Origin of the sequence: Chitinibacter tainanensis DSM 15459, from assembly GCF_000429785.1 — a bacterium.
Classification (GTDB): domain Bacteria; phylum Pseudomonadota; class Gammaproteobacteria; order Burkholderiales; family Chitinibacteraceae; genus Chitinibacter; species Chitinibacter tainanensis.
In genome coordinates, this window is sequence record NZ_KE386951.1 from 139,842 (window position 1) to 160,382 (window position 20,541).

General features: G+C 55.9%; 14 protein-coding genes and 2 tRNA genes. 7 read left to right on the forward strand and 9 right to left on the reverse strand.

All coding sequences use genetic code 11. The features are described from left to right. The first annotated feature begins 38 nt into the window (after positions 1-38). Together murJ and G482_RS0110195 are read left to right on the forward strand one after the other, a co-directional pair. Complete coding sequence (gene murJ, locus G482_RS0110190; RefSeq protein WP_028449944.1) at positions 39-1,574, forward strand: murein biosynthesis integral membrane protein MurJ; 1,536 nt, start codon at positions 39-41, stop codon at positions 1,572-1,574. A 124-nt stretch (positions 1,575-1,698) separates the two neighbouring features. Continuing rightward, a complete protein-coding gene (locus tag G482_RS0110195) occupies positions 1,699-2,901 on the forward strand; it encodes an amino acid aminotransferase (protein ID WP_028449945.1) in 1,203 nt (400 codons plus the stop codon). A gap of 85 nt (positions 2,902-2,986) precedes the next feature. On the opposite strand, the gene G482_RS0110200 is transcribed toward G482_RS0110195, so the two are convergent. The 4 genes from G482_RS0110200 to G482_RS0110215 form a co-directional block, all read right to left on the reverse strand. Beyond that, positions 2,987-5,902: an HD domain-containing phosphohydrolase gene (locus G482_RS0110200; protein WP_028449946.1), complete on the reverse strand. Its 2,916-nt coding sequence runs from the start codon at positions 5,900-5,902 to the stop codon at positions 2,987-2,989. A gap of 99 nt (positions 5,903-6,001) precedes the next feature. Continuing rightward, a complete protein-coding gene (locus G482_RS0110205) occupies positions 6,002-6,541 on the reverse strand; it encodes a hypothetical protein (RefSeq protein ID WP_028449947.1) in 540 nt (179 codons plus the stop codon). A gap of 145 nt (positions 6,542-6,686) precedes the next feature. Beyond that, positions 6,687-6,762: transfer RNA gene (locus tag G482_RS0110210), tRNA-Asn, on the reverse strand. Positions 6,763-6,824: 62 nt separating this feature from the next. Beyond that, positions 6,825-6,900, reverse strand: a tRNA-Asn gene (locus tag G482_RS0110215). An 81-nt stretch (positions 6,901-6,981) separates the two neighbouring features. Between G482_RS0110215 and G482_RS0110220 the strand changes: the two genes are divergently transcribed. The 3 genes from G482_RS0110220 to G482_RS0110230 all read left to right on the forward strand — a co-directional run bounded on the left by G482_RS0110220 (position 6,982) and on the right by G482_RS0110230 (position 10,210). Beyond that, positions 6,982-8,262: an AsmA family protein gene (locus G482_RS0110220; RefSeq protein WP_028449948.1), complete on the forward strand. Its 1,281-nt coding sequence runs from the start codon at positions 6,982-6,984 to the stop codon at positions 8,260-8,262. Between the two features lie 91 nt (positions 8,263-8,353). After that, positions 8,354-9,370 carry a CAF17-like 4Fe-4S cluster assembly/insertion protein YgfZ gene (gene ygfZ / locus G482_RS0110225; protein WP_028449949.1) on the forward strand — a complete coding sequence of 339 codons (1,017 nt, stop codon included), beginning with the start codon at positions 8,354-8,356 and terminating at the stop codon, positions 9,368-9,370. A 48-nt stretch (positions 9,371-9,418) separates the two neighbouring features. After that, a complete protein-coding gene (locus tag G482_RS0110230) occupies positions 9,419-10,210 on the forward strand; it encodes an enoyl-ACP reductase FabI (protein WP_028449950.1) in 792 nt (263 codons plus the stop codon). A gap of 74 nt (positions 10,211-10,284) precedes the next feature. On the opposite strand, the gene G482_RS0110235 is transcribed toward G482_RS0110230, so the two are convergent. Next, positions 10,285-10,689: a hypothetical protein gene (locus G482_RS0110235; RefSeq protein ID WP_028449951.1), complete on the reverse strand. Its 405-nt coding sequence runs from the start codon at positions 10,687-10,689 to the stop codon at positions 10,285-10,287. A gap of 83 nt (positions 10,690-10,772) precedes the next feature. On the opposite strand from G482_RS0110235, the gene G482_RS18175 reads away from it, so the two are divergent. Beyond that, on the forward strand, positions 10,773-11,603 hold the full coding sequence (locus tag G482_RS18175) for a class II glutamine amidotransferase (RefSeq protein ID WP_051258916.1): 831 nt from the start codon (positions 10,773-10,775) through the stop codon (positions 11,601-11,603). A gap of 6 nt (positions 11,604-11,609) precedes the next feature. On the opposite strand, the gene G482_RS0110245 is transcribed toward G482_RS18175, so the two are convergent. From G482_RS0110245 to G482_RS0110255, 3 genes are all read right to left on the reverse strand, one after another. Beyond that, the gene (locus tag G482_RS0110245; protein ID WP_028449952.1) at positions 11,610-12,689 is read right to left on the reverse strand and encodes a hypothetical protein; all 1,080 of its coding nucleotides are present in this window, start codon (positions 12,687-12,689) and stop codon (positions 11,610-11,612) included. 144 nt (positions 12,690-12,833) lie between these two features. Beyond that, positions 12,834-14,336, reverse strand: coding sequence for a polyphosphate:AMP phosphotransferase (gene pap, locus G482_RS0110250; RefSeq protein WP_028449953.1), 1,503 nt, complete (start codon positions 14,334-14,336; stop codon positions 12,834-12,836). A gap of 32 nt (positions 14,337-14,368) precedes the next feature. Further along, positions 14,369-15,592: an HD-GYP domain-containing protein gene (locus G482_RS0110255; protein ID WP_028449954.1), complete on the reverse strand. Its 1,224-nt coding sequence runs from the start codon at positions 15,590-15,592 to the stop codon at positions 14,369-14,371. A 228-nt stretch (positions 15,593-15,820) separates the two neighbouring features. On the opposite strand from G482_RS0110255, the gene G482_RS0110260 reads away from it, so the two are divergent. After that, the gene (locus tag G482_RS0110260) at positions 15,821-16,204 is read left to right on the forward strand and encodes a YidB family protein (protein WP_028449955.1); all 384 of its coding nucleotides are present in this window, start codon (positions 15,821-15,823) and stop codon (positions 16,202-16,204) included. A gap of 108 nt (positions 16,205-16,312) precedes the next feature. Here G482_RS0110260 and G482_RS0110265 read toward each other — a convergent pair whose 3' ends face one another. After that, on the reverse strand, positions 16,313-20,155 hold the full coding sequence (locus G482_RS0110265) for a phospholipid carrier-dependent glycosyltransferase (RefSeq protein ID WP_028449956.1): 3,843 nt from the start codon (positions 20,153-20,155) through the stop codon (positions 16,313-16,315). Between the last annotated feature and the right edge of the window lie 386 nt (positions 20,156-20,541).

Below are 20,541 nucleotides of genomic sequence, written 5' to 3' on the forward strand. Positions count from 1 at the left end.
TCATGCGCGTCACATACCTATCAGGGGCTTTCTTCGCTATGAATCTGCTCAAGGCTATGGCCGCCGTCAGCTCAATGACCTTGGTTTCCCGCGTGCTGGGCTTTGCTCGCGACGCCATCATGGCACGGATGTTCGGGGCTGGCATTGCCACCGATGCCTTTAATGTGGCCTTTCGCCTACCCAATTTATTGCGACGTATCTTCGCCGAGGGCGCATTCAGCCAAGCTTTCGTGCCTATACTGGCCGAATACAAGAATAAACAGGGCGACGAGGCCGCGCGAGAATTCATCGCCGATGTCTCAGGAATGCTCACGCTGATCCTCAGCATCGTGACCATTCTGGGCATTTTGGCAGCGCCCTGGATCATCACCCTGACCGCGCCGGGCTTTAGCCAGAATGCCGATAAATTTGCCCTGACCGTTGATCTGCTCAGGGTCACCTTTCCGTATATTTTGCTGATTTCGCTGTCGTCACTGGCCGGCGCAGTGCTCAACACCTGGAATAAATTCTCGATCCCGGCATTTGTACCCACGCTACTGAATATCTCGTTTATTGTTTTTGCGCTGTTTCTCGCGCCTTACTTTAATCCGCCGATTAAAGCCATGGCCTGGGCCTGCGTTGTGGGCGGCATCGCGCAGCTGGCGTACCAACTACCCCATCTGCGCAAAATCGGCATGCTCACCCGCCCCAAACTCAACTGGGACAATGTGGGTGTCTGGCGAGTGATGAAACAAATGGGGCCAGCGATTCTAGGCGTGTCGGTGAGCCAGATTTCGCTGATCATCAATACGATTTTTGCGTCTTTTCTGATTTCTGGCTCGGTGTCGTGGATGTACTACGCCGACCGCTTGATGGAATTCCCCACTGGCCTACTCGGCGTGGCGCTGGGCACGATTTTGCTGCCGTCCCTTTCCAAAACCTACGCCAGTAATGACACTGCCGAATATTCGCGCCTGCTTGACTGGGGTTTGCGTTTAGCACTGATGCTGGCGGTGCCTTCGGCGGTGGCGCTGGCACTGATTGCCGAACCGCTGACCGTGGCGATGTTCCAATACGGCAAATTCACGGCGCACGATGCCGCCATGACCCAGCAAGCACTCACCGCCTACGCCGTCGGTTTGGTCGGGCTGATTCTGATTAAAATTTTGGCGCCGGGCTTTTACGCCCGACAGAACATCAAAACCCCGGTCAAAATTGCGCTGTTCACCTTGTGTATTACTCAGGCGTTTAATCTGGTGCTAATTGGCCCGCTCAAACATGCCGGGCTGGCGTTGGCCATTAGCCTGGGCGCGCTCACCAATGCCGGCTTTCTGTTTTATAAATTGCGCAGCCAGCAGATATTTAGCCCGCAAGCCGGCTGGAGTAGCTTTTTACTCAAGCTCTTCATCGCCGTCACGATCATGGCCGCGGCCTTGCTGGCCACATTGCAATTTATGCCGCCGTGGGCCGACGGGCATATGGCCTGGCGCCTAGTGCGGCTGGCCGGATTGGTATCGGTCGGGATCGTGGCGTATTTTGCCACCTTGGGAGTACTGGGCTTTCGGCCACGCGATTTTTCCCGACGCACGACTTAGATCAATACCGATCGGCACAAGATCACCGCGCGGCCAGCAGGCTTCGTGCTAAAATCTTGCCCTTGCCGAGTTACCTGTGGTGCGGCAGCACCAAATACCCTCTCTGTAGCCAATGGAGCAAAGCATGACTGCCTCGATTTTTGCCAATGTTGAAATGGCCCCACGCGACCCGATTCTGGGTCTGAATGAAGCGTATAACGCCGATACCCGCGGCACCAAAGTGAACCTGGGTGTAGGGGTGTACTACAACGACGAAGGCAAAATTCCTCTGCTGGCAGCTGTGAAAGAAGCGGAAAAAGCCCGTCTAGCCGCTCAGCCACCACGTGGCTACCAAGCCATCGAAGGCAACCCAGCTTACAACGCGGGCGTGCAAAACCTGTTGTTCGGCGCGGATAGCGAATTGATCGCGGCTGGTCGCGTAGTGACAGCTCAAGCTTTGGGCGGCACAGGCGCACTGAAAATTGGTGGCGACTTCCTGCAACGTCTGAATCCAAATGCGACCGTTTACATCAGCAACCCAAGCTGGGAAAACCACCGCGCGATTTTTGAGTCAGCGGGTTTCAAAGTAGGCGACTATCCATACTACGACGCGACCACTCGCGGCGTTGATTTCGCAGCGATGAAGGCGTTTCTGCTAACTCTGGAAGCGGGCTCGATCATCATCTTGCACGCTTGCTGCCACAACCCAACCGGCGCGGACATGTCTGATGCACAATGGGGCGAAGTGGTTGAAGCGTGTCGCGAGCGCGGCTTGGTACCATTCCTCGACATGGCTTACCAAGGTTTCGCGGAAGGCATCGACGCTGACTCTGTGGCGGTAAAAGCTTTCGCCGCGTCTGGCCTGCAATTCTTTATCTCTAGCTCATTCTCGAAAAGCTTCTCTTTGTACGGCGAGCGCGTGGGTGCGTTGTCGATCATCACTTCAAACAAAGAAGAATCTGGCCGCGTATTGAGCCAACTGAAACGCGTAATCCGCACCAACTACTCTAACCCACCGATCCACGGCGGTGCGGTTGTGGCTGCCGTTTTGGGCAGCGCAGAATTGCGCGCGATGTGGGAAGAAGAACTCGGCGGCATGCGCGTACGTATCCGCGCAATGCGCTCTGGCTTGGTGGAAAAACTGGCGGCACGCGGCGTAGCGCAAGATTTCTCGTTTGTAACGCAACAGCGCGGCATGTTCTCGTACACCGGCCTGACTGCCGAGCAAGTTGAAAAACTGCGCGCTGAATACGGCATCTACGCCGTTTCAACTGGCCGTATCTGCTTGGCTGCGTTGAACAACAACAACATCGATTACGTGGCTGACTCAATCGCCAAAGTATTGTAATCTGCCGCGGGCTACTCGCTGCAGTGGGAGCCTCGGATAAAAAAAGCCTGCGCATGCGCAGGCTTTTTGTTTGGCTCGCACCGCCTTAAGCAGGCATATATTGCTGAATATCCACCTCATCAATCTGCTCGGCCTGCATAAAGCGCTCGGCATATTGTCGATAAATACCTTCCTGCAAAAACAGCGCAAAAAGCTCGGCATCGATATGCTGATCTTTGACCATAAAGCTCATGATCTTAAGCGCCTCGGAAAGGGTTTTACCTTTTTTATACGGCCGATCTACCGCAGTGAGTGCCTCGAAAATATCGGCAATCGCCATCATGCGCGCCGGCACGCTCATCTCTTCGCGGCGGAGGCGCTTTGGATAACCCGTACCATCCATTTTCTCGTGGTGACCACCGGCGATTTCCGGCACTTGCCGCAAATGCCGTGGGAACGGCAGCTTTTCCAGCATGATGATGGTTTGAATAATGTGCTCATTGATCTTGTAGCGTTCTTCCGCGGACAGCGTGCCACGGGCCACGCTGAGATTGTAGAGTTCACCTCGGTTATACAAAGCTTCGGGCACATTCACTTTAAAGCCCCACGGATTGTCCGCCGCCAGCTGCTCGCGCGCACCGCGCTCAATCAAATGCTCAGGGCGATCCGCCAGTAAGGGCTCCAGTACCGGTAAAGCTGGCTCTGGGCTGCGCGCTTTACGCTGTTTTTCTTCATGCGCGATACCGATGCGATCCGATAGCGTCCGCCGCCAGGTGTGCTGGGCAATCTGCTGCAAGCGCGTGATTTTTTCAGGCGCCATAAATTCTCCACCCTCATTACAGGCAGCCACAAACGCAAAATCATCATCCAGCGAAGCCAATTGCACAGCCAGCTCGGCCTGCAACGCCGATACATCACCGCCTGTAGCAACGGCCTGCCAGTAGGCCAGTTCGGCATCGCGCTTGAGTACCTCAAACCGCATCCGCACTTCATGAATCCGGTCGTACAGTGTTTCTAGCTTGGTGGCTTTATCCACCACGTATTCAGGGGTGGTTACCTTCCCGCAATCATGCAGCCACGCCGCGATATGCAACTCCTCCCACTGCGCCTCACTCAAACTAAAGCCTGCAAATGGCCCTTGCGTTTGCCGCTCTGCGGCGCGCGCCAGCATCTTGGTTAATTCCGGCACTCGCTGGCAATGCCCACCGGTATAGGGGCTCTTGGCATCAATCGCGCCAGCAATCAATTGAATAAAAGCTTCGAGCAAGGTTTTTTGCTCATTAATCAAGCGCTGAGTATCTACAGCCACCGCAGCAGTGGAGGCGATGGTTTCCACAAAGGCCAGCAATTCAGCCGAAGGCCGTTTGGCCTCGTCCAGCACCAAGGCCAATACCCCCACCAAAGCCCCATCCCGATTGCGCAAAGGCAATGTAAGCTGGGTTAATTCACGCTCAGCGGCCGGTAAGAGTGGGAAATCCTGCGTAAATTGGGCGGGCGACAAGCGACGCAGGGTCTCGCCTTCACGCAAAGCGCTGGCCACGGCATGCTCACTGGCCAGTGCAATCAACTGCGCCCGCTCATCGGCTGGTTGCGCCGGCCCTTGCCAGAAATATTGTGCAGCCTCCAGTGCCTCACCATCGGCGCTGGTAATAAAGATCACCCCGCCCTCCGCCAAGCTCACCGCCCCCAATTCATTCAGGATGCGTGCCAACAATTGCCCAAAATTACGCTCGCTCGCCAGCGCCTGTGAGAGCGACATAAAGCGATGAATCGTTTGCTTCATACTGCCTAAACCATCAGCCAAGCGGGCTATCTCGCGGATATTACTGCGCACATGCAGCGGCTCATCAAACTGAAACTGCTCGATTTTTTGTACTTCATCGCTCAGCGCATTAATCGGCCGTGATGCTTTGTGCGATAGCCAGATGGCCATCAACACCCCAAAAGCGAGCAAACCCAAAGAGACGAGAATCCCGCGGTTGCGCTCATTTACCGCCTCGGCCATTAATTCGGCATGGGGCGTGGCCATGGCCAGCGTCATGGCCGGCATGCCCGGCAAACGCAGGGGCTGCACCATACCCTCCCACTGCTCCCCCTGCCCATTGGCAAACGTACTGGCCGAGCCGGCATGCCCGGTCTGTTGCCCCATCAGATTGAGGAGCACATTAGGGTCATAGTGGCTCAGCTCGGGTAAGCGCCACTGCCCGTCGCTACCCCGAGTGAGCTCTGGCACACCCTTTTGTGAAGCCAACACGCGCTGCTGACTATCAAGCAGCGCTAGCCGCGTATCCGGCGTGATTTTATGCCGCAGCAGGAAAGTATTGATGCGCTCCAGCCGCACATCACTCCCCACCACCGCCTTGTGATTGGCTGCTAAACGCGAAAAGGTGATCCCCGTCTGGCCGCTACTGGCAAAGAAATACGGCGCGGTTACTTTTAAAGTCTGCGGCTGCCCATGCACCCGGTACCAATCCCGCAAGCGGGGATCAAAGCGATAGCGCTCATCCACCCGTTGCTCTAGCAGATTCAAATCCTGATCAAAAAATAAATACTCGCCGCGCAGCTGACCTTGCGGATAAGTAATACTTTGCACAATCCATTCGGTGCCTACAGGCGGCTGGAAACGCTGTTGCAACACCTTATTTTGGCCATAGGTGCGCACCATGAAAAAATCACCCGTGTCATAGCCGATATACTGCGCCGTAAGGATGGGATTGTGCCGCAGCGAGGCCACCAGATAGGGCAAAGCCTGCAAACGCTCATCCAGCGTTCGGGCACGCATCAGCTCGTGCTGTGCCATTAACTCACTGCTGCGCGCACCACTGTGATAAATCTCGCGTATTTCTTCCGTCGCCGATTCAACCGCCAGCCGGAACTGCTGATCGGCCGTTTGTTTCAGCATGCGCGTGGTGGTTTGATATTGCTGCCAGCTACTAAGCAAAGCAAAACTGAGCAACAAGCCCACAAACAAATACGAGATATGAATATAAAACGGTACCTGTGTTGCTCGAGCCTGTGACATCAGCGACTCCTGAGTGGGGACAGCCCACCAAACACGCATCATCTAAACCTGGGGGTATATACCCAAAGGCATTAAATTTCTTAGCTTTTGAGCATATACCTACTGCTTTTTAGCCTTTTGCAGACACTCGCGCCACTTGCTCGCCGTCGCGGTAGAATTGCCATCCATGGTGCAGTCACCCGTTTTGAGCCGCAGGTAATTCAAGCCTTGATCTTCTCCCTGCGCCGCGGCCTCATGCCCGCCAGCTTCCGGCGCCGCCTCTTTATGACTTTCCTGCTGGCGCTCGTATTTTTCCACTTTGCTTTCCAGCTCGTGAATATGATCGGACTTTGCCCGCAATTCGAGCTTCATTGCTTTGATTTCTTCCTGCAGCCCTTCGCGCTCATGCACCATGGTCTCGACGCTTTCTTTGAGTTTGTCGATTTGCTCAAGATAGAATTTTTTCTCGAAATGCCGCTTACTCATGCCAATGGCTATGCCACCCAGCAAAAACACCACCAAGAGTAGAAACGCAAACACGCCGATCAAATGCATGCGGTATTTGAGCAGCAATGGTGGCTCAGGGCTGGCTGGCGCTGCCTCAGAGGGGTGAGCAGATGAAGATTCAGCCGGAGCGGGGGCCGCAGCGGGATCAGACATGCACAAGACTCCAAACAGATAGAAATCTTAATAAGCATAATCTGCCGATCAGGAAAGCTCCATGTCGATACACGGGCTGTGGTGCGGTACAAACGCACTTGGCGCAGAAAAGAAAAAAGCCAGCGACTAGCGCTGGCTTTTAGTTTGGCTCCCCGACCTGGGCTCGAACCAGGGACACACGGATTAACAGTCCGTTGCTCTACCGACTGAGCTATCGGGGAATTGATCTTTACAATCAATTGCTTTAAGTTGCTGAAATTCACAACTTAAATTCGGTATTTTTTGGCTCCCCGACCTGGGCTCGAACCAGGGACACACGGATTAACAGTCCGTTGCTCTACCGACTGAGCTATCGGGGAATCGGTATGGGGCGTATAATAGTGACCCCCGACGGATTAGTCAAGAAAAACCGTATAAATTTATCGACCAAAGCGAACCCAATGGCTAAAAATTTTCTGCTTGGGCTGGCCATCACTGGCGGCATTGTGGCTTCTGCGCCACTGATTTTTCCCTACAGCCTGTTCAAAACCGACATTGAATCAAAGCTTTCTGCGCTCACCAACACCAAAGCCAGCATCAGTGAGATCAGTTTTCATTACAGCCCGAAACCTGAGTTTCATCTGCAAAATGTCATCCTCGATCAGGCGGAAATCGCCCAGATTGGCACCATTGCGGTTCCGGTCACCTTCAATAATCTACTCAACTGGCAAAGTAATTTGCGCGATGTGCGCCTAGAGCGCGCCAATTTTTCGCGCACTTTCGCGCTTGAGCTGCCTAAACGGCTGCAACCGCAGGGGGCCGAAGGCCTGCGCATCGCCAAAGTCGACCTACTACAAACCACCGTGCAGTTAGATAAACAGCAGGTTGGGCCAGTGGATGGCATGTTGCGCTTTAAAGCAGATGGCCGGATTGACGATCTGGTCGTCACCACCGCCGATGGCTTGGCTGAGCTACAAGTGCAGCCGGCCGATGGCGAACAATTTAAAGTGCAATTTAATGCCAAAGGCTGGACCCTGCCGCTGGGCCACCCGGTGAAGTTTGAATACTTAAAACTGATTGGCCTCGCCAACGCCCAAGGGATTGATATTGCCGACATCCGTGCGGATCTCTACAACGGACTCGTCACCGGTAATGCCAAGCTGGATTGGAGTAATGGCTGGCAACTAGCTGGGCAGCTCTTTGGCAAGAATATTCAGGCCGAGCCACTGATTCAGGTCTTTAGCCCGATTACCCGCAGCAGCGGCCGCCTGAATGCCGAGGCCAACTTCCGCTATCAGGGCAGCGGCTATAGCGATCTATTCAAAACACCGCAGATTAATGCCCGCTTTGTGCTGGTGGACGGGATGCTGAGTAATTTTGATCTGGTAACCCCGCTGAAAAGCCAGAGCCCAACTGTACAAAGCCGTGGCGGCCAAACCAACTTTAATACCCTTTCGGGCAATCTGGCCGTGAATGGCAGCGCCGTGCGCCTCAGTGGCGTCACCCTTGATGCGGGTAAATTCCGCTCGCGCGGCGAAATTCTGATCCGCGATGGCAAATTGGCCGGCAATGTGGCCTCGCAATTGGCCGCCGGCGCAATTACCGTGAGCAATCAGCTGCAGGTGAGCGGCGCACTGGGCGCGCCGGAGCTACGCAGTGGCGGCGCCTACCGCCCCGGCACGGTGGTACCCAATAATGGTGAAAGCAAACCCGCCAGCGAATCTGCCAGCGACATCCAGTAAGCCTCAGCCACGCCCCGCTCGCCGGGGCGTGTTAATATCCGCCATCATCCCCATCTATATATCTTTGACTGATTACCCACAGGATTGACCCATGACCTGGTATGCCACTTTGGGCGCCCTCTGCGCGGCCGACCAACCTCATGTCATTACTGCATTTGGCGATGCCAATGCCGAATTGCAGGCTTATCAGCAAGGCTGCACCATCACGCCGCTAAGCCATTTTGGCTTAATCCGCTTTCAGGGCGAAGAGACTCAGCCCTTCCTGCAAGGGCAACTCTCTAGCGATATCCGCGCCCTACCGGCAGGTGGCGTACAGTATTCCAGCTATTCCACCCCCAAGGGCCGCATGCAAGCCACCTTTATGGTGATCCGCCACGGCGATGAGTATTTGCTACAGCTGGATCAGGCTATTTTGCCCGCACTGCAAAAACGCCTGTCGATGTTTATTCTGCGCAGCAAAACCAAAGCCAGCACGGCGGAAGAGCTGGGCCAGATTGGCGTTGCCGGCCCGCATGCGCAAGCGATCTTGAATGGCCTGTTTGGTACCTTGCCGGCCACCTTTAGTAGTGCGATGCATGGCGATGTGCAGCTGATTGCACTGGAAAACCAGCGTTACCAGCTCTTGGCGCCAACCAGCGCGCTACCCACGCTGTGGGAACAATTGCGCGCCGCCGGCGCCACGCCAGCCGGCACTGCAGTCTGGACGCTCAGCGAAATTCAAGCCGGGGTACCGTGGGTCACCGCCGCTACACAGGAAGAATTCGTGCCACAAATGGCCAATCTGGAATTGATTGGCGGCATCAGCTTTACCAAAGGCTGCTACCCAGGCCAAGAAATCGTGGCCCGCACACAATATCTGGGCAAACTGAAACGCCGTATGTTCCGCATGCAGGTGGCCAGCGACAATGCCACCGCCGGGATGGATGTGTTTAGTAGTGAGATGAACGGGCAAGCCAGTGGCAAGATTATGCTGGCTGCGCCAAGTCCAACGGGCGGGATGGAAGTACTGGTAGTGGCGCAGATTGCCAGCCTGGAACACGGCCTGCATCTGGGCGCCGTGGACGGCCCAGCGCTGCACAACTTACCCCTACCCTATGCCATGAATTGATTTTTAAGCTTATAATCGCCCGATTGTTGATTACGAGGACAATGCCCAATGGGTTTTCTCGCAAATAAAAAGATTCTGATCACTGGTCTGCTGTCTGATCGCTCGATCGCTTATGGCGTGGCGCAAGCCTGCCACCGCGAAGGCGCTGAGCTGGCCTTCACCTATGTCAGTGAAGACCTGAAAGATCGCGTGGCTAAACTTGCCGCCGATTTCAACAGCACCATCGTACTGCCCTGTGATGTGGGTAGCGATGAGCAAATCGAGCAACTGTTTGTCGATCTGGCCAAACACTGGCCAAGCTTTGATGGCTTGGTGCACTCGATTGGCTTCGCCCCACGCGAAGCGCTGAAAGGCGATTACCTCGATGCCGTGACCCGCGAAAACTTCAAAATCGCCCACGATATCAGCTCATACAGCTTTGCCGCGCTGGCCAAAGCCGCGCGCCCATTGCTGAATGAAAAATCGTCACTGGTGACCATGTCGTATCTGGGTGCCGAGCGCGCCATCCCGAATTACAACGTGATGGGCTTGGCTAAAGCCAGCCTGGAAGCCAATGTGCGCTACATGGCTGCCGCACTGGGTAGCAGCAAAGAAATCCGCGTCAATGCCGTTTCAGCTGGCCCAATCAAAACACTGGCCGCCGCGGGTATTTCTAACTTTGGCAAATTGCTGAAAGGCGCCGCCGAAGCGACTCCATTCAAACGCAATGTCACGCAAGAAGAAGTGGGCAATGTCACCGCCTTCTTGCTGTCGGATCTGTGCTCAGGCATGACCGGTGAAGTGCTGCACGTGGATGTTGGCTTTAGCATTGGCGCCGGCGCGTTGGCGGCCGCTGACTAAATCAGCTCACCACCCGCTGTTAGCGTTAAAAAAACCCGCCAATTTGGCGGGTTTTTTCTTGCGCGTGCACGGCGCTAGAAACTAGCCACCTGCAGGTATAAGCCCAAAGCCCTGCCAACCCGCCCACTGCTGGCCATACCCTGAGTGGGTATATTGGTCGCCGAGCTAGCCGCGCCGAGACTCCGCACGCTGCCGCCAGTTAGTAATAGCCCATCATCCAGCCAGGAATTCGCCAGCAGCTGTCGCGCCGCCAGTGAAATTTCGGTGCGTGCACTTGGGCCTGCACTCAGCGCCCCCGGTGGGATGGCTTGGACTGTATCGAGCTGGCTAATGCGGCTCAGCAAGCGCAGCTGGCCGGCGCTTAAACCTGGCGTTTTGGCCGCATCTTCACTGCGGTTGGGCGCAGCACTGGCACGCGCGGCGCTGCCAAGCGTCGCGGAGGCAGATATACTAGAGCCAGTGCTTGCAATCAGCGCCATTGCTCACTCCTGCACCGCCGGCCACGGCCGGCACCGCTGATTTTATTGTACGCTTTTCTCTTTATTGAACAATGGGTTAAACGATGTGCCAGCTGCTGGGCATGAATTGCAATACGCCAACCGATATTGTGTTTTCGTTCGAAGGCTTTCGCCGTCGCGGCGGCTTAACCGACGAACATTCGGATGGTTGGGGCATTGCCTTTTTTGAGGGCGAAGGCTGCCGCTTATTTTTGGACTATTTGCCCTCCAGCAGCAGCCCGGTGGCCGATCTGGTGCGCGCCTATCCGATCAAGAGCAAAAATGTCATTGCCCATATTCGGAAAGCCACGCAAGGCGAAATCAACCTCACCAACACCCATCCATTCGGGCGCGAGCTATGGGGGCAGAACTGGATTTTCGCCCACAACGGCAATCTCACCCACATTCCGGCGCCGGTGTCATCGCGGTTTATGCCGATTGGCAGCACCGATAGCGAGCAGGCATTTTGCTGGCTGATGAATGAGCTGGCGCAGCGCTTTGCCAGCTGCCCGCCGGCCGAGGTGTTGTACGCCACCTTGCAGGAGTTAAGCGCACAGCTGGCCGCCGGCGGCACGTTTAATTACCTGCTCTCCAATGGCAAAACGCTGTTTGCCCATTGCAGCACCAAGCTGCACTTTCTGATCCGGCAGGCGCCATTTACCCGTGCGCATTTGTGCGACACCGATATGGCGGTGGATTTTTCTTTGGAAACCAGCCCGAATGATCGGGTGGCCATGATCGCCACCGAGCCGCTGACTGACAATGAGCAATGGTATGCGCTGCAGAATGGTGATTTACTGATGTTTGTCGAAGGGCAGATCGCATACCCTATCGGGTATAATCCCACGCCTCGCACTAATGATGCCACTGTGAGCAATACCCCTGCAGTTTGCTAAGCGCCTTTAGCCGGTGTATTGATGCAGGGCGATCAGCGCGAAAACGCGATCATCAAAATACTCGCCCTGCTCATCCAGCTGCCGCAAAATCGGCGCCAACCGCTCTAGCGGCAGCTGCTGGTGCGAAAAGCGATCGCGGGCTTTTTTCAGGCTTTGCGCCCGCGACACAAGCTGGGCGCGGCGCGTTTCCATTTCTTTATGTTCACGCCGATGCCCGCCCACCGACAGATTCAGCCACAGCAAGAGCGGCACCGCGAACCACCACAGCTCCATCAGCAATGTAACAATCGCGCCCAGCGCCAGCAGCAAGTACCAAACCTGATCAATGTGCTCAAGCTCGGGAAACAGCACCGACGCCGTTGGCCAGCGCCGCTTGAGCATACTGCGAATGCGCGCATCATCGGTGGCATCATGCTTTTTATGCGCCAGCGCCGCATCCAGCGCCAAGCTTAAATACCATTGAGTAATCACCCGGCAATGCAGCCACGGCTGATCCAGATATTGCTGCATTTTCTCGTGCAACTGATCGCGAAACGCCGGGCTCGACAGAGGTGGAATACTGTCGTCATAGGGGGTTTTGATGGTGTGCTGCACCAAGAGCGGATAGCCCGCGATATCGATCAATTGATTGCGCCGTTGCGCCAAGACATCAGTGGGCAGATTAAGATCAGGATCATCTAGGCGCAAATAATGCTGAATCAGTTGATCCAGCGGCTCGAATGGCGGATGCGTACCCGGATGTGTGCGCATCTCTTTGCGGATGCGCTCCACCTCGGCCAAAATCGCGCGGCCACTGGCCTCTGCCTCGGGCACCCAGGGCATGCGCACCAGCGATTCAACCTTGTACAAAGGTTCGTCGAAATGCTGGTAATAGGCCTCGAAATACATCGACATGGCCTTATCATCGCGATCAGTCTCACCTGACAACAAAGGCTTGGTCGGTGGCGAGCGGCGCAGATCAATGGCAATCCGGTTCGCTAGGGTTTCCAGCTCGGGCGCCACGCCCGCGCGTGCAAAGACCGGATCAAGCTCATGCCGCTTGCTCCGCCATTCTTCCAGCGTTTTCCAGATGCTCCAATCCGCCACAAGGCCCTCCTGTTGAGCGCCTATTCTACCGTGCGGGCTGCTAAAGCGGGAACGGATTACGGGGCGTGTGGTGTGAAGCGCCGCCGCCAATGCCAACGGCCGGCATACATGCCGGCCGCGGATAGGACAAACGCATGGAGTGGCTTATTTCTTTTTGCTCTTATGCGGCGCAATGGCCGCCTCGATCCGCTCGCACAAATGGCGCAATACGGCCAAGCGGGCATGGTATTTATTATTGGCGCCAATCACTTCCCACGGAGCGAGCGCCGTGCCGGTGCGCTCGATCAAATCGCTGCCCGCTTCGATATAAGCATCCCACTTCTCGCGATTGCGCCAGTCTTCGGCAGTGATTTTGAAGCGCTTGTATTCAATCGCTTCGCGCTCTTTAAAGCGCCGCAGCTGCTCTTCATTGCTGATCGCCAGCCAGAACTTCACCACAATGACATTGGCGGCGCTGATCTGCGCTTCAAAATCATTAATCTCGCCATAGGCACGCATCCAGTCGGCGCGGCTGGCAAAGCCTTCAATCCGCTCGACCAACACCCGGCCATACCAAGAGCGATCAAACAGCGTGATCTGCCCGTGCGGCGGTAAATGGCGCCAAAAGCGCCACAGATAGGGCTGTGCGCGCTCTTCTTCGGTGGGAGCGGCAATTGGAATCGTGCGGTACTGCCGCGCGTCCAGCGCAGCGGTAATCCGGCGAATGGCGCCGCCTTTACCGGCCGCATCCATCCCTTCAAAAACGCATACTACCGAATGCTTGGCAAAAGCCGGCTCGCGCGTCAGCCGATAGAGCCGCCCCTGCAGGGCTTCCAGCTCTTCGGTATAGCGCGCTTTATCCAGATCGCTATCGAGCGCAATTTTATCCAGCAGGCGCACACCATCAATCGATGGCATCAGCGGCGCGGCATCCACCCGTTTTTGCCGCACTGATTCGCGCTCCATATGATGCTGAATGGCCTGCAAAATATGCGTACCGACCGTGATGTCACGGTAGCGCTCATCCGAGCTTTCGATCACCCGCCACGGCGCATCGGCCAGATTCGTGCGCTGGAGTAAATCCTGTTGCGAGCGCATGATGGCTTCGTAATGCTCTAAAAACCATTGATCGCTTTCATCTACCCGCCAGGCGGTGCGCTCATCGCCACTGAGTTTCTTCAGGCGTTTTTTTAGCTGCTCTTGCGGCAGATGCAGCCAGAATTTCAGCACCAGCGCGCCTTCATCGGCCAGCATTTTTTCTAGCCGGACGATTTTGAGTAATTCGTGCTCATATTCGGCCGAGCCTGGTTGCAAATGCAGCTCATTCCACATCGGGCCGCTATACCAGCCACCAAATAAAATCGCCATCTGCCCTTTTGGCGGCAACACGCGCCAATAGCGCCAGAATGGCGGGCGAGCTTGCTCTTCGTCGGTCGGAGGGCCAAAGGCATGCGTGGCAATATGCCGCGGATCCATCCATTCGAGCAGTAAATTGGCCACCTGCCCGCGTCCCGCCGTGGGCACTCCACCGAGCAGAATAATCACCGGAAAATCGCCGCGCTCTTTGAGCTGAAACTGGATGGTGAGCAACTGCTGGCGCAATTGATCGGCGGCTTGTTTGTATTGTTCTTTATCGAGTTTGTGCCCGAGTTCGGCTGCGGCAAACATGCAGATTCCTTGTGTAAAGCCCTGTCCGCGGTTTAGGTTTGCTCGCCGAGGAAGCGGCTGATATTGATACCCCATTTTTCCGGGTTTTCGTGGCCGACGATTTTATCCGCCCCGCCCTTGCCCATCGGCCGAGCCAGATCCACCAGCACCGGCTGAATGTAGGTATTCGATTTCAAACTAAAAAACACCTTCACCTTGGGCTGCAGCATGGAGGCTTCATTTTGCTCAATCACCACACCCAGCCGGCTCGATTCCAGCTTCACCAGCGTCCCCACCGGATAAATCCCCACCGTGCGCATAAAGGCCTGCACTAGCTCAGGGTTGAAATGGAATTTGCTCCATTCCCATAACTTACGCAAGCCTTCCGGCGCCGGCATGCCCTTGTGGTAACAACGATCAGAGGTAATTGCGTCATAAACATCCACCACTGCCGCCATTTGCGCCATCCGGCTGATCTGATCGCCCGGTAGTTTGTGCGGGTAGCCCGTACCATCGATGCGCTCATGGTGATGCAGGGTAATTTCGAGCGGGATTTCTTCCATGCCCGGGATGTCTTTCAGGATTAACCAGCCCTCTTCGGGGTGGGTGCGCATAATGGCGAATTCTTCGTCGGTTAAGCGCCCGGGCTTATTTAAAATTTCATTCGGCACTTTCATTTTGCCGGTGTCGTGCAATAGCCCGCCCGTACCTGCCAGGCGGATCATTTCCCGATCCATACCCAGCGATTGGGCAAAAGTCACCAGCAAAGTGCAGACACTCACCGAGTGCAAAAATGTGTATTCGTCTTTGTCTTTAATCCCGCCCAGCCCCACCAGCGCGCCACTATTACGCAGCACCGATTCGGTAATGTCTTCCACCACCTGCGCCACGCCCTCAAGCTCGATGGCTTTACCAAGGCGAATATCGCGCATCACGGTTTTGACGGCATTTGTGGCCTGATTGTGGATTTTGCGCGCGCGGGTGAGCTCTTCGGCGAATGAGACTTTGATAATCGGCGGCGGCTCTTCGGCTAATTTGAGCAGCTGGGCGTCCAGCTCGGCGTTCACTTCTTCCACCGTGGGCGCATCGGCCAGATCCAGACCCCGCTCGGTATCGATATACACTTCGCGCACGCCGGTGGCCATGATCTGGGCGATCACATTGTCATCGGCCACGGCAAATTGATTGCGAACAAAGGGGTGATTCATCCAGTCGACGTTCAGATCATGAATGAACATGCCGACTTTCAGGGCATCGGAAGGGATTTTTTTGATCATCTCGACTCACCTGCGACTATGCCTGCAGTGTAGGCTAGCCCGCGCCGCCTTGCCGCGCTTTTCCGCCTGCCGTTGAGCTTTAATCTGGGTATATACACCAGTGCATTTATTCGTAATGCATACACATGAATACCCCATGACGGTATTAATAAACCCCGCAAAGATGACATCAAGCTGTCAAAGTTGGCTTATAGTATCTGCCTACATTCTCACCCAAGGAGTTGGCACATGAGTTTATTCGACAGTCTGGCCGGGCAGTTTTTGCAAGGCGAACAAGGCGCGGCGCTGCAATCGTTGCTGGAATCGCACGGTGGCGTTAGTGGTCTGGTAGAAAAATTCCAATCTGGCGGCCTGGGTGAGATCGCCCAATCGTGGATCGCCAGCGGGGAAAACCTGCCGATCAGCAGCGAACAAATCCAAGCCGTGCTGGGCAATGAAACCGTCGCCAATCTGGCGAGCAAACTGGGCGTGGATCCAGAGCAAGCCGCTGGCACCATCAGCAACCTGCTGCCGCAACTGGTGGATCAGCTCACCCCGAACGGCCAGCTGCCGGCCGGCAATGATTTGCTCAATGCTGGGCTGGATATGCTGAAAGGCAAGCTATTTGGCTAAGGCCAAGTAGGGTATAGGCCTGCAGCACTCAAAATCAATAGGATTGCAGGCAATACCCCAATAAAAAACGGCCCACAAGGGCCGTTTTTTATTGGCTAAATAGCCGCCTTAGAAATACAAGGTGATCGGGCCTTTGGCGATCCACTCCACCCAGCCACGCGCCACCGGCAGGCCACTAATCACCGGGAAATACGCGATAAACAGCAGCGTCGCCACCGCCACCGTTGCCCATGGTAGCCATTTGGCCCAGGCTTGCTGCGGGAAATCCAGCTGCAGTCGCTGCAGCCACCACACCAGCGCCAGAATAATAAACGGCACGCTGGCAAAGAAGTGATAGATAAACACCAGTTTGCGTGGAATCAGCGCCCATGGCAGGAATTGCGTCAGCCCCGCAGCCAGAATAAAGCCCAGCGCCAAGAGCTGACCTTGGCTCAGCGCAAAGCGGCGGGCAAAACCGGCGTGGCTGGCATAGGCCAGTCGCCACACCAGCGCCAGCACAAAGGCCAGCGAGCCCAGATACCAAGTCACTGGATTACCAAAGGCACTGATGCTGGACACTTTCAGCGGCCCCGTCCATTCGCTGCCGCCGTAGTACCACATCGGCTTCACCATGGTTGGCCATTCGTACCAGAACGAGCTGAACGGATGCGTGGCTTTCAGCTGGCTATGGTATTGATACATGCCGGTCTGGTTGGCCAGCATGCCGGCAATGCCTTCCCCGGTAGCTTTCATCAGCGGGATATACGCCAGCGTATACACAATGGCCGGCACCACAATAAAGGCCACCAGCGAATACAGCACCATCTGCTGCACCCAGCTAGCGTAATTGCGTTGCCCCGGCAGCGTTGGCGGCAGCTCTTTGGCCACTTGCCATTGCCGCCACAGATTCCACACATACAGGCCAGCCAGCCCTACGCCGTGGTACAGCACAATCCACTTGCTGGCTGCGCCCAAACCAAAGGTGAAACCACACAGGAACAGCGCTTTTAGATCCGACTGCCAGTTGTGCGCGGCGGGCTGATGCTGCATCAAGCGCAACATCCAGTAGCTGCTAAGCAAGATAAAGAACACGCCATAGGTATCAATGGTGGCGATGCGAGTTTGGGTAAAGTGCATGAAATCCACCGCCAGCAAGGCCGTGGCCAGCAGGGCGAAGTTTTCGCTGCGGAACAAGCGGCGCGACAAGCCAAAAAACACCGGCAGCATCGCAATCCCAAACAGCGTACCCATCACGCGGAAACCAAACGGATTCATCCCGAAAATCGCCACGCCCAAGGCGATGATAATTTTGCCCAGCGGCGGGTGGGTGTTTTCGCTGGCATTGATGTTTTGCAAAATCTCCCACGCGCTGCGGGCGTGATAGACCTCGTCAAAATACATACCATTCAGTGCCGTGGAGATCGCCACGGTTTTGTCTTGCTCATCAATCAGCGCCACCGCGTCGCTTGAGCCGCTAATCTGCTTGAGCGGTAGCTGGGCTTTCTGCTGATCGCGCACGGCAATCTCATTAAGCTGCAAAGCACCGGTGCTGAGGCCAATTTTCAGATAGCGCGCCGGCAGATTGATATCCAGATTGCGCCAGCGCAATTCAGCAAAGCGGTTGCTCACGATAATGCCGGGGCTCGCGACCCAGTTTTGCCCATCGGCCGACCATTGCAGCGCATATTCGCCTTCACCCAAACCATGGTGATACTGCAACTGCCCTACGGATGCCAATTGGCCCAAGTCAAACACCGCCCAATCGCTGGCCGCCGGCGGATTCCAGAATTGTTGTGGCGCTTGCCGGTTGCCCAGATAGGTAAAGGCCGCCACGCTATAAGCCAAACAAATGCCCAATAGCGCCAGCCACGCCCGGCGGCTAACCGGGGCCAAAGGCGGATCCAGCGGCACGCTAACCACAGGCGGCGTATCGAGCGCCGCGGTTGCAGCGACGCCGGGCTCGACTGCCGCTGGCGCAGCCAGCACATTCACTTGCTGCCGGAAAAACAGCGCATAACCCACACGGAAGGTCTGCACCAGCAAGGCCACATTCGCCAGCGAGCACAGCAACATAAAGACATTGTCATTTGGTACGCCGGTGCTGTTAAAACGCACCAGAATATCCAGCGTCACCAGCGTATTCACAAAGGTGGTTAAGCTCGCGCCCAGCGCCAGCCAGAACACACGCCGATCACGAATCACCATAAACGCGGTCAGGCCAATAAAGGCGGCCGGGTATAGATAGCGCTCGTGCATCTTCGGCCCGAGCACAAAAAACAGCAGGTAAATCGCAAACGCGCCAAACAAATAGCGGCCTTCGCCCTTGCCTTTCACCACGCCATACAGCACGGCGGCCAGCGCCGAGAGCGTTAGCAGCCAAGCCCACAGCCCAACCCGCACTCCCAGGAATAAGGTGTCGTTCGGCAACCAGTTGCCATTAAAAATCGCATAGAGATTAAACGCGTTGACAGTCAGATAGTCGTAGCTGGCCAGCGTGCCGCCATACAGGCTGAAAATCCACAGCGGTGGACGCGAAATCGTAAACGGTAGCGAAAGCACAATAAAGGTTGCCACGGCCACGCCCACGGCTTTGAGCTGCAGGGGCACATCACGCACCAGCAGCAAACCGATCAGCGCAATCGGCCCCACCAGCAAGGCTTGCGGTTTAAACAGTACTGCCACGGCATACAGCGCGGCGGCCAGCAAAATGCGCCGGCGCTCCAGCATCAGCAGCGAAGCGGCCAAAATCAGTGTGAAGATACTATCCACCTGCCCCCAGAAGGCCGAGGTCACAATCGCCAGCGGATTGAGCAACCACAACAGTGCGGCCACCAGGGCCAGTGGCTGTACTTGTTCATCTTTGCGCCCGACATACAGCAAAAACAGCGCGCCAGCCACATCAGCCAACATGGAGGGCATTTTCAGCAGCGTGAGAAACGCCGGTGTGTCGTAGCCGAACGAGAACCAGTTGGCCAGCGCCCCCACCCCACCCAGCACAGTGATATAGCCGGGAGGATAATCGGCAAAATAGCCCGGCCGGTAAAAGCCACTAAAGCCGCGCTGGTACATATCAAAGGCCCAGGCACTGAAAGTGCCAATATCATACGAATGCCCGCGGTAGCTACCGGCCCAATACGCTTTGATGAGCACCACCGCGGCAATCAGCAATAAGGCCGGGGCCAATTTCACCGCCGGCCAGCGGCCTTGCACCGGCTGGCCAAAACTCGCTTGCAGACGATTGCGTTGCTGCAGCAAATACCATGCCCCCACCAGGTATAGCGCAATAACAATCATCATGATTGCGTTTGCAGACAATACCCCACCCGTACTCGCAGTCGGCGCCGCCGCGGCAGGCGCAGCGGGAGGTGGAGTCATGCTGATGACTTTGGCCCCTTCGCCGGGAGTGCCTTCGCTCATGCTGATGTCGTCAAACCAGGCCGTACCCGTGGTCAGGCTGCCATAAAAACCGAGCCGCAGCGCCAGCTTGATCTCTTTTTGCTCAGGGCCGGATTTGGCCCACACTTCCACTGCGCGCCAGTCTTGATCGCCCTTCAGATCGGGCGAATGATCCATCGCATCGACAATACTGAGGTTGGCCCCGACCACGGCATCGGCCGGCACCCCTTCGGTTTTGATCTTGGCGCTGATGCGGTACCAGGTGTCGGGTTTCACCGGCACGGTTTGCACCAGCTTGCCGTCATCGGCCTGCGGCAGACTGATTTTCAATGCCGCTTTGCCGCTAACAAACACGCTTTCATCACGACTGGCAGTGCTTTTAGGCTCGCCCTGCGTCCAGTGATCGAAAGTCCAGCCGGCGGCACCACCGGAGGGGCTACTGTCTTCGGCACTGGCGTTTTTCAGTAATTCGCCACTGGCCCAGACGGGCGCGCCGAGCAAGGCACACAGGCACAGCAGCCAGAACTGGCAAATCCATTGTTTGCACGCGGTGGTGCGCAAGCTGGGCAGCGACATAGCAAAAACTCGATCAAAACAGGGTTTGGGCAAGGCTGCACTATAACGGGTCTGTTTCCTTACGACTAGCGCCGATCCGCGGCCCTCGCAGTCCATTCATCTGCCCCAGTAGTGCAAATCACACTGCGGTTTTCTTACAAATCCAGCCACTACAAGCCCTGCCGCCATTGCTGCAAAGCAGCATTACATTTTGAATATCAGCAAGCGCTAAAGCGTTTATTTATCAAGCTTTGTGGCGTATTCGCATCATCCATTTTGCATAGCAATACCATTTATCGAGAGACACCCCACAAAGCCGCCGCCGCGGGGTTTTCAAGCTGGGCGGCATGATGTAAGGTTAAGCCAAAATGGCTTGTACCTAAACCAGCCAACACTACAAAAACACC

Coding starts and splice junctions, on each gene's coding strand:
- murJ (WP_028449944.1), top strand. CDS start 39: ATGAATCTGCTCAAGGCTATGGCCGCCGTCAGCTCAATGACCTTGGTT.
- G482_RS0110195 (WP_028449945.1), top strand. CDS start 1,699: ATGACTGCCTCGATTTTTGCCAATGTTGAAATGGCCCCACGCGACCCG.
- G482_RS0110200 (WP_028449946.1), bottom strand. CDS start 5,902: ATGTCACAGGCTCGAGCAACACAGGTACCGTTTTATATTCATATCTCG.
- G482_RS0110205 (WP_028449947.1), bottom strand. CDS start 6,541: ATGTCTGATCCCGCTGCGGCCCCCGCTCCGGCTGAATCTTCATCTGCT.
- G482_RS0110220 (WP_028449948.1), top strand. CDS start 6,982: ATGGCTAAAAATTTTCTGCTTGGGCTGGCCATCACTGGCGGCATTGTG.
- ygfZ (WP_028449949.1), top strand. CDS start 8,354: ATGACCTGGTATGCCACTTTGGGCGCCCTCTGCGCGGCCGACCAACCT.
- G482_RS0110230 (WP_028449950.1), top strand. CDS start 9,419: ATGGGTTTTCTCGCAAATAAAAAGATTCTGATCACTGGTCTGCTGTCT.
- G482_RS0110235 (WP_028449951.1), bottom strand. CDS start 10,689: ATGGCGCTGATTGCAAGCACTGGCTCTAGTATATCTGCCTCCGCGACG.
- G482_RS18175 (WP_051258916.1), top strand. CDS start 10,773: ATGTGCCAGCTGCTGGGCATGAATTGCAATACGCCAACCGATATTGTG.
- pap (WP_028449953.1), bottom strand. CDS start 14,336: ATGTTTGCCGCAGCCGAACTCGGGCACAAACTCGATAAAGAACAATAC.
- G482_RS0110255 (WP_028449954.1), bottom strand. CDS start 15,592: ATGATCAAAAAAATCCCTTCCGATGCCCTGAAAGTCGGCATGTTCATT.
- G482_RS0110260 (WP_028449955.1), top strand. CDS start 15,821: ATGAGTTTATTCGACAGTCTGGCCGGGCAGTTTTTGCAAGGCGAACAA.
- G482_RS0110265 (WP_028449956.1), bottom strand. CDS start 20,155: ATGTCGCTGCCCAGCTTGCGCACCACCGCGTGCAAACAATGGATTTGC.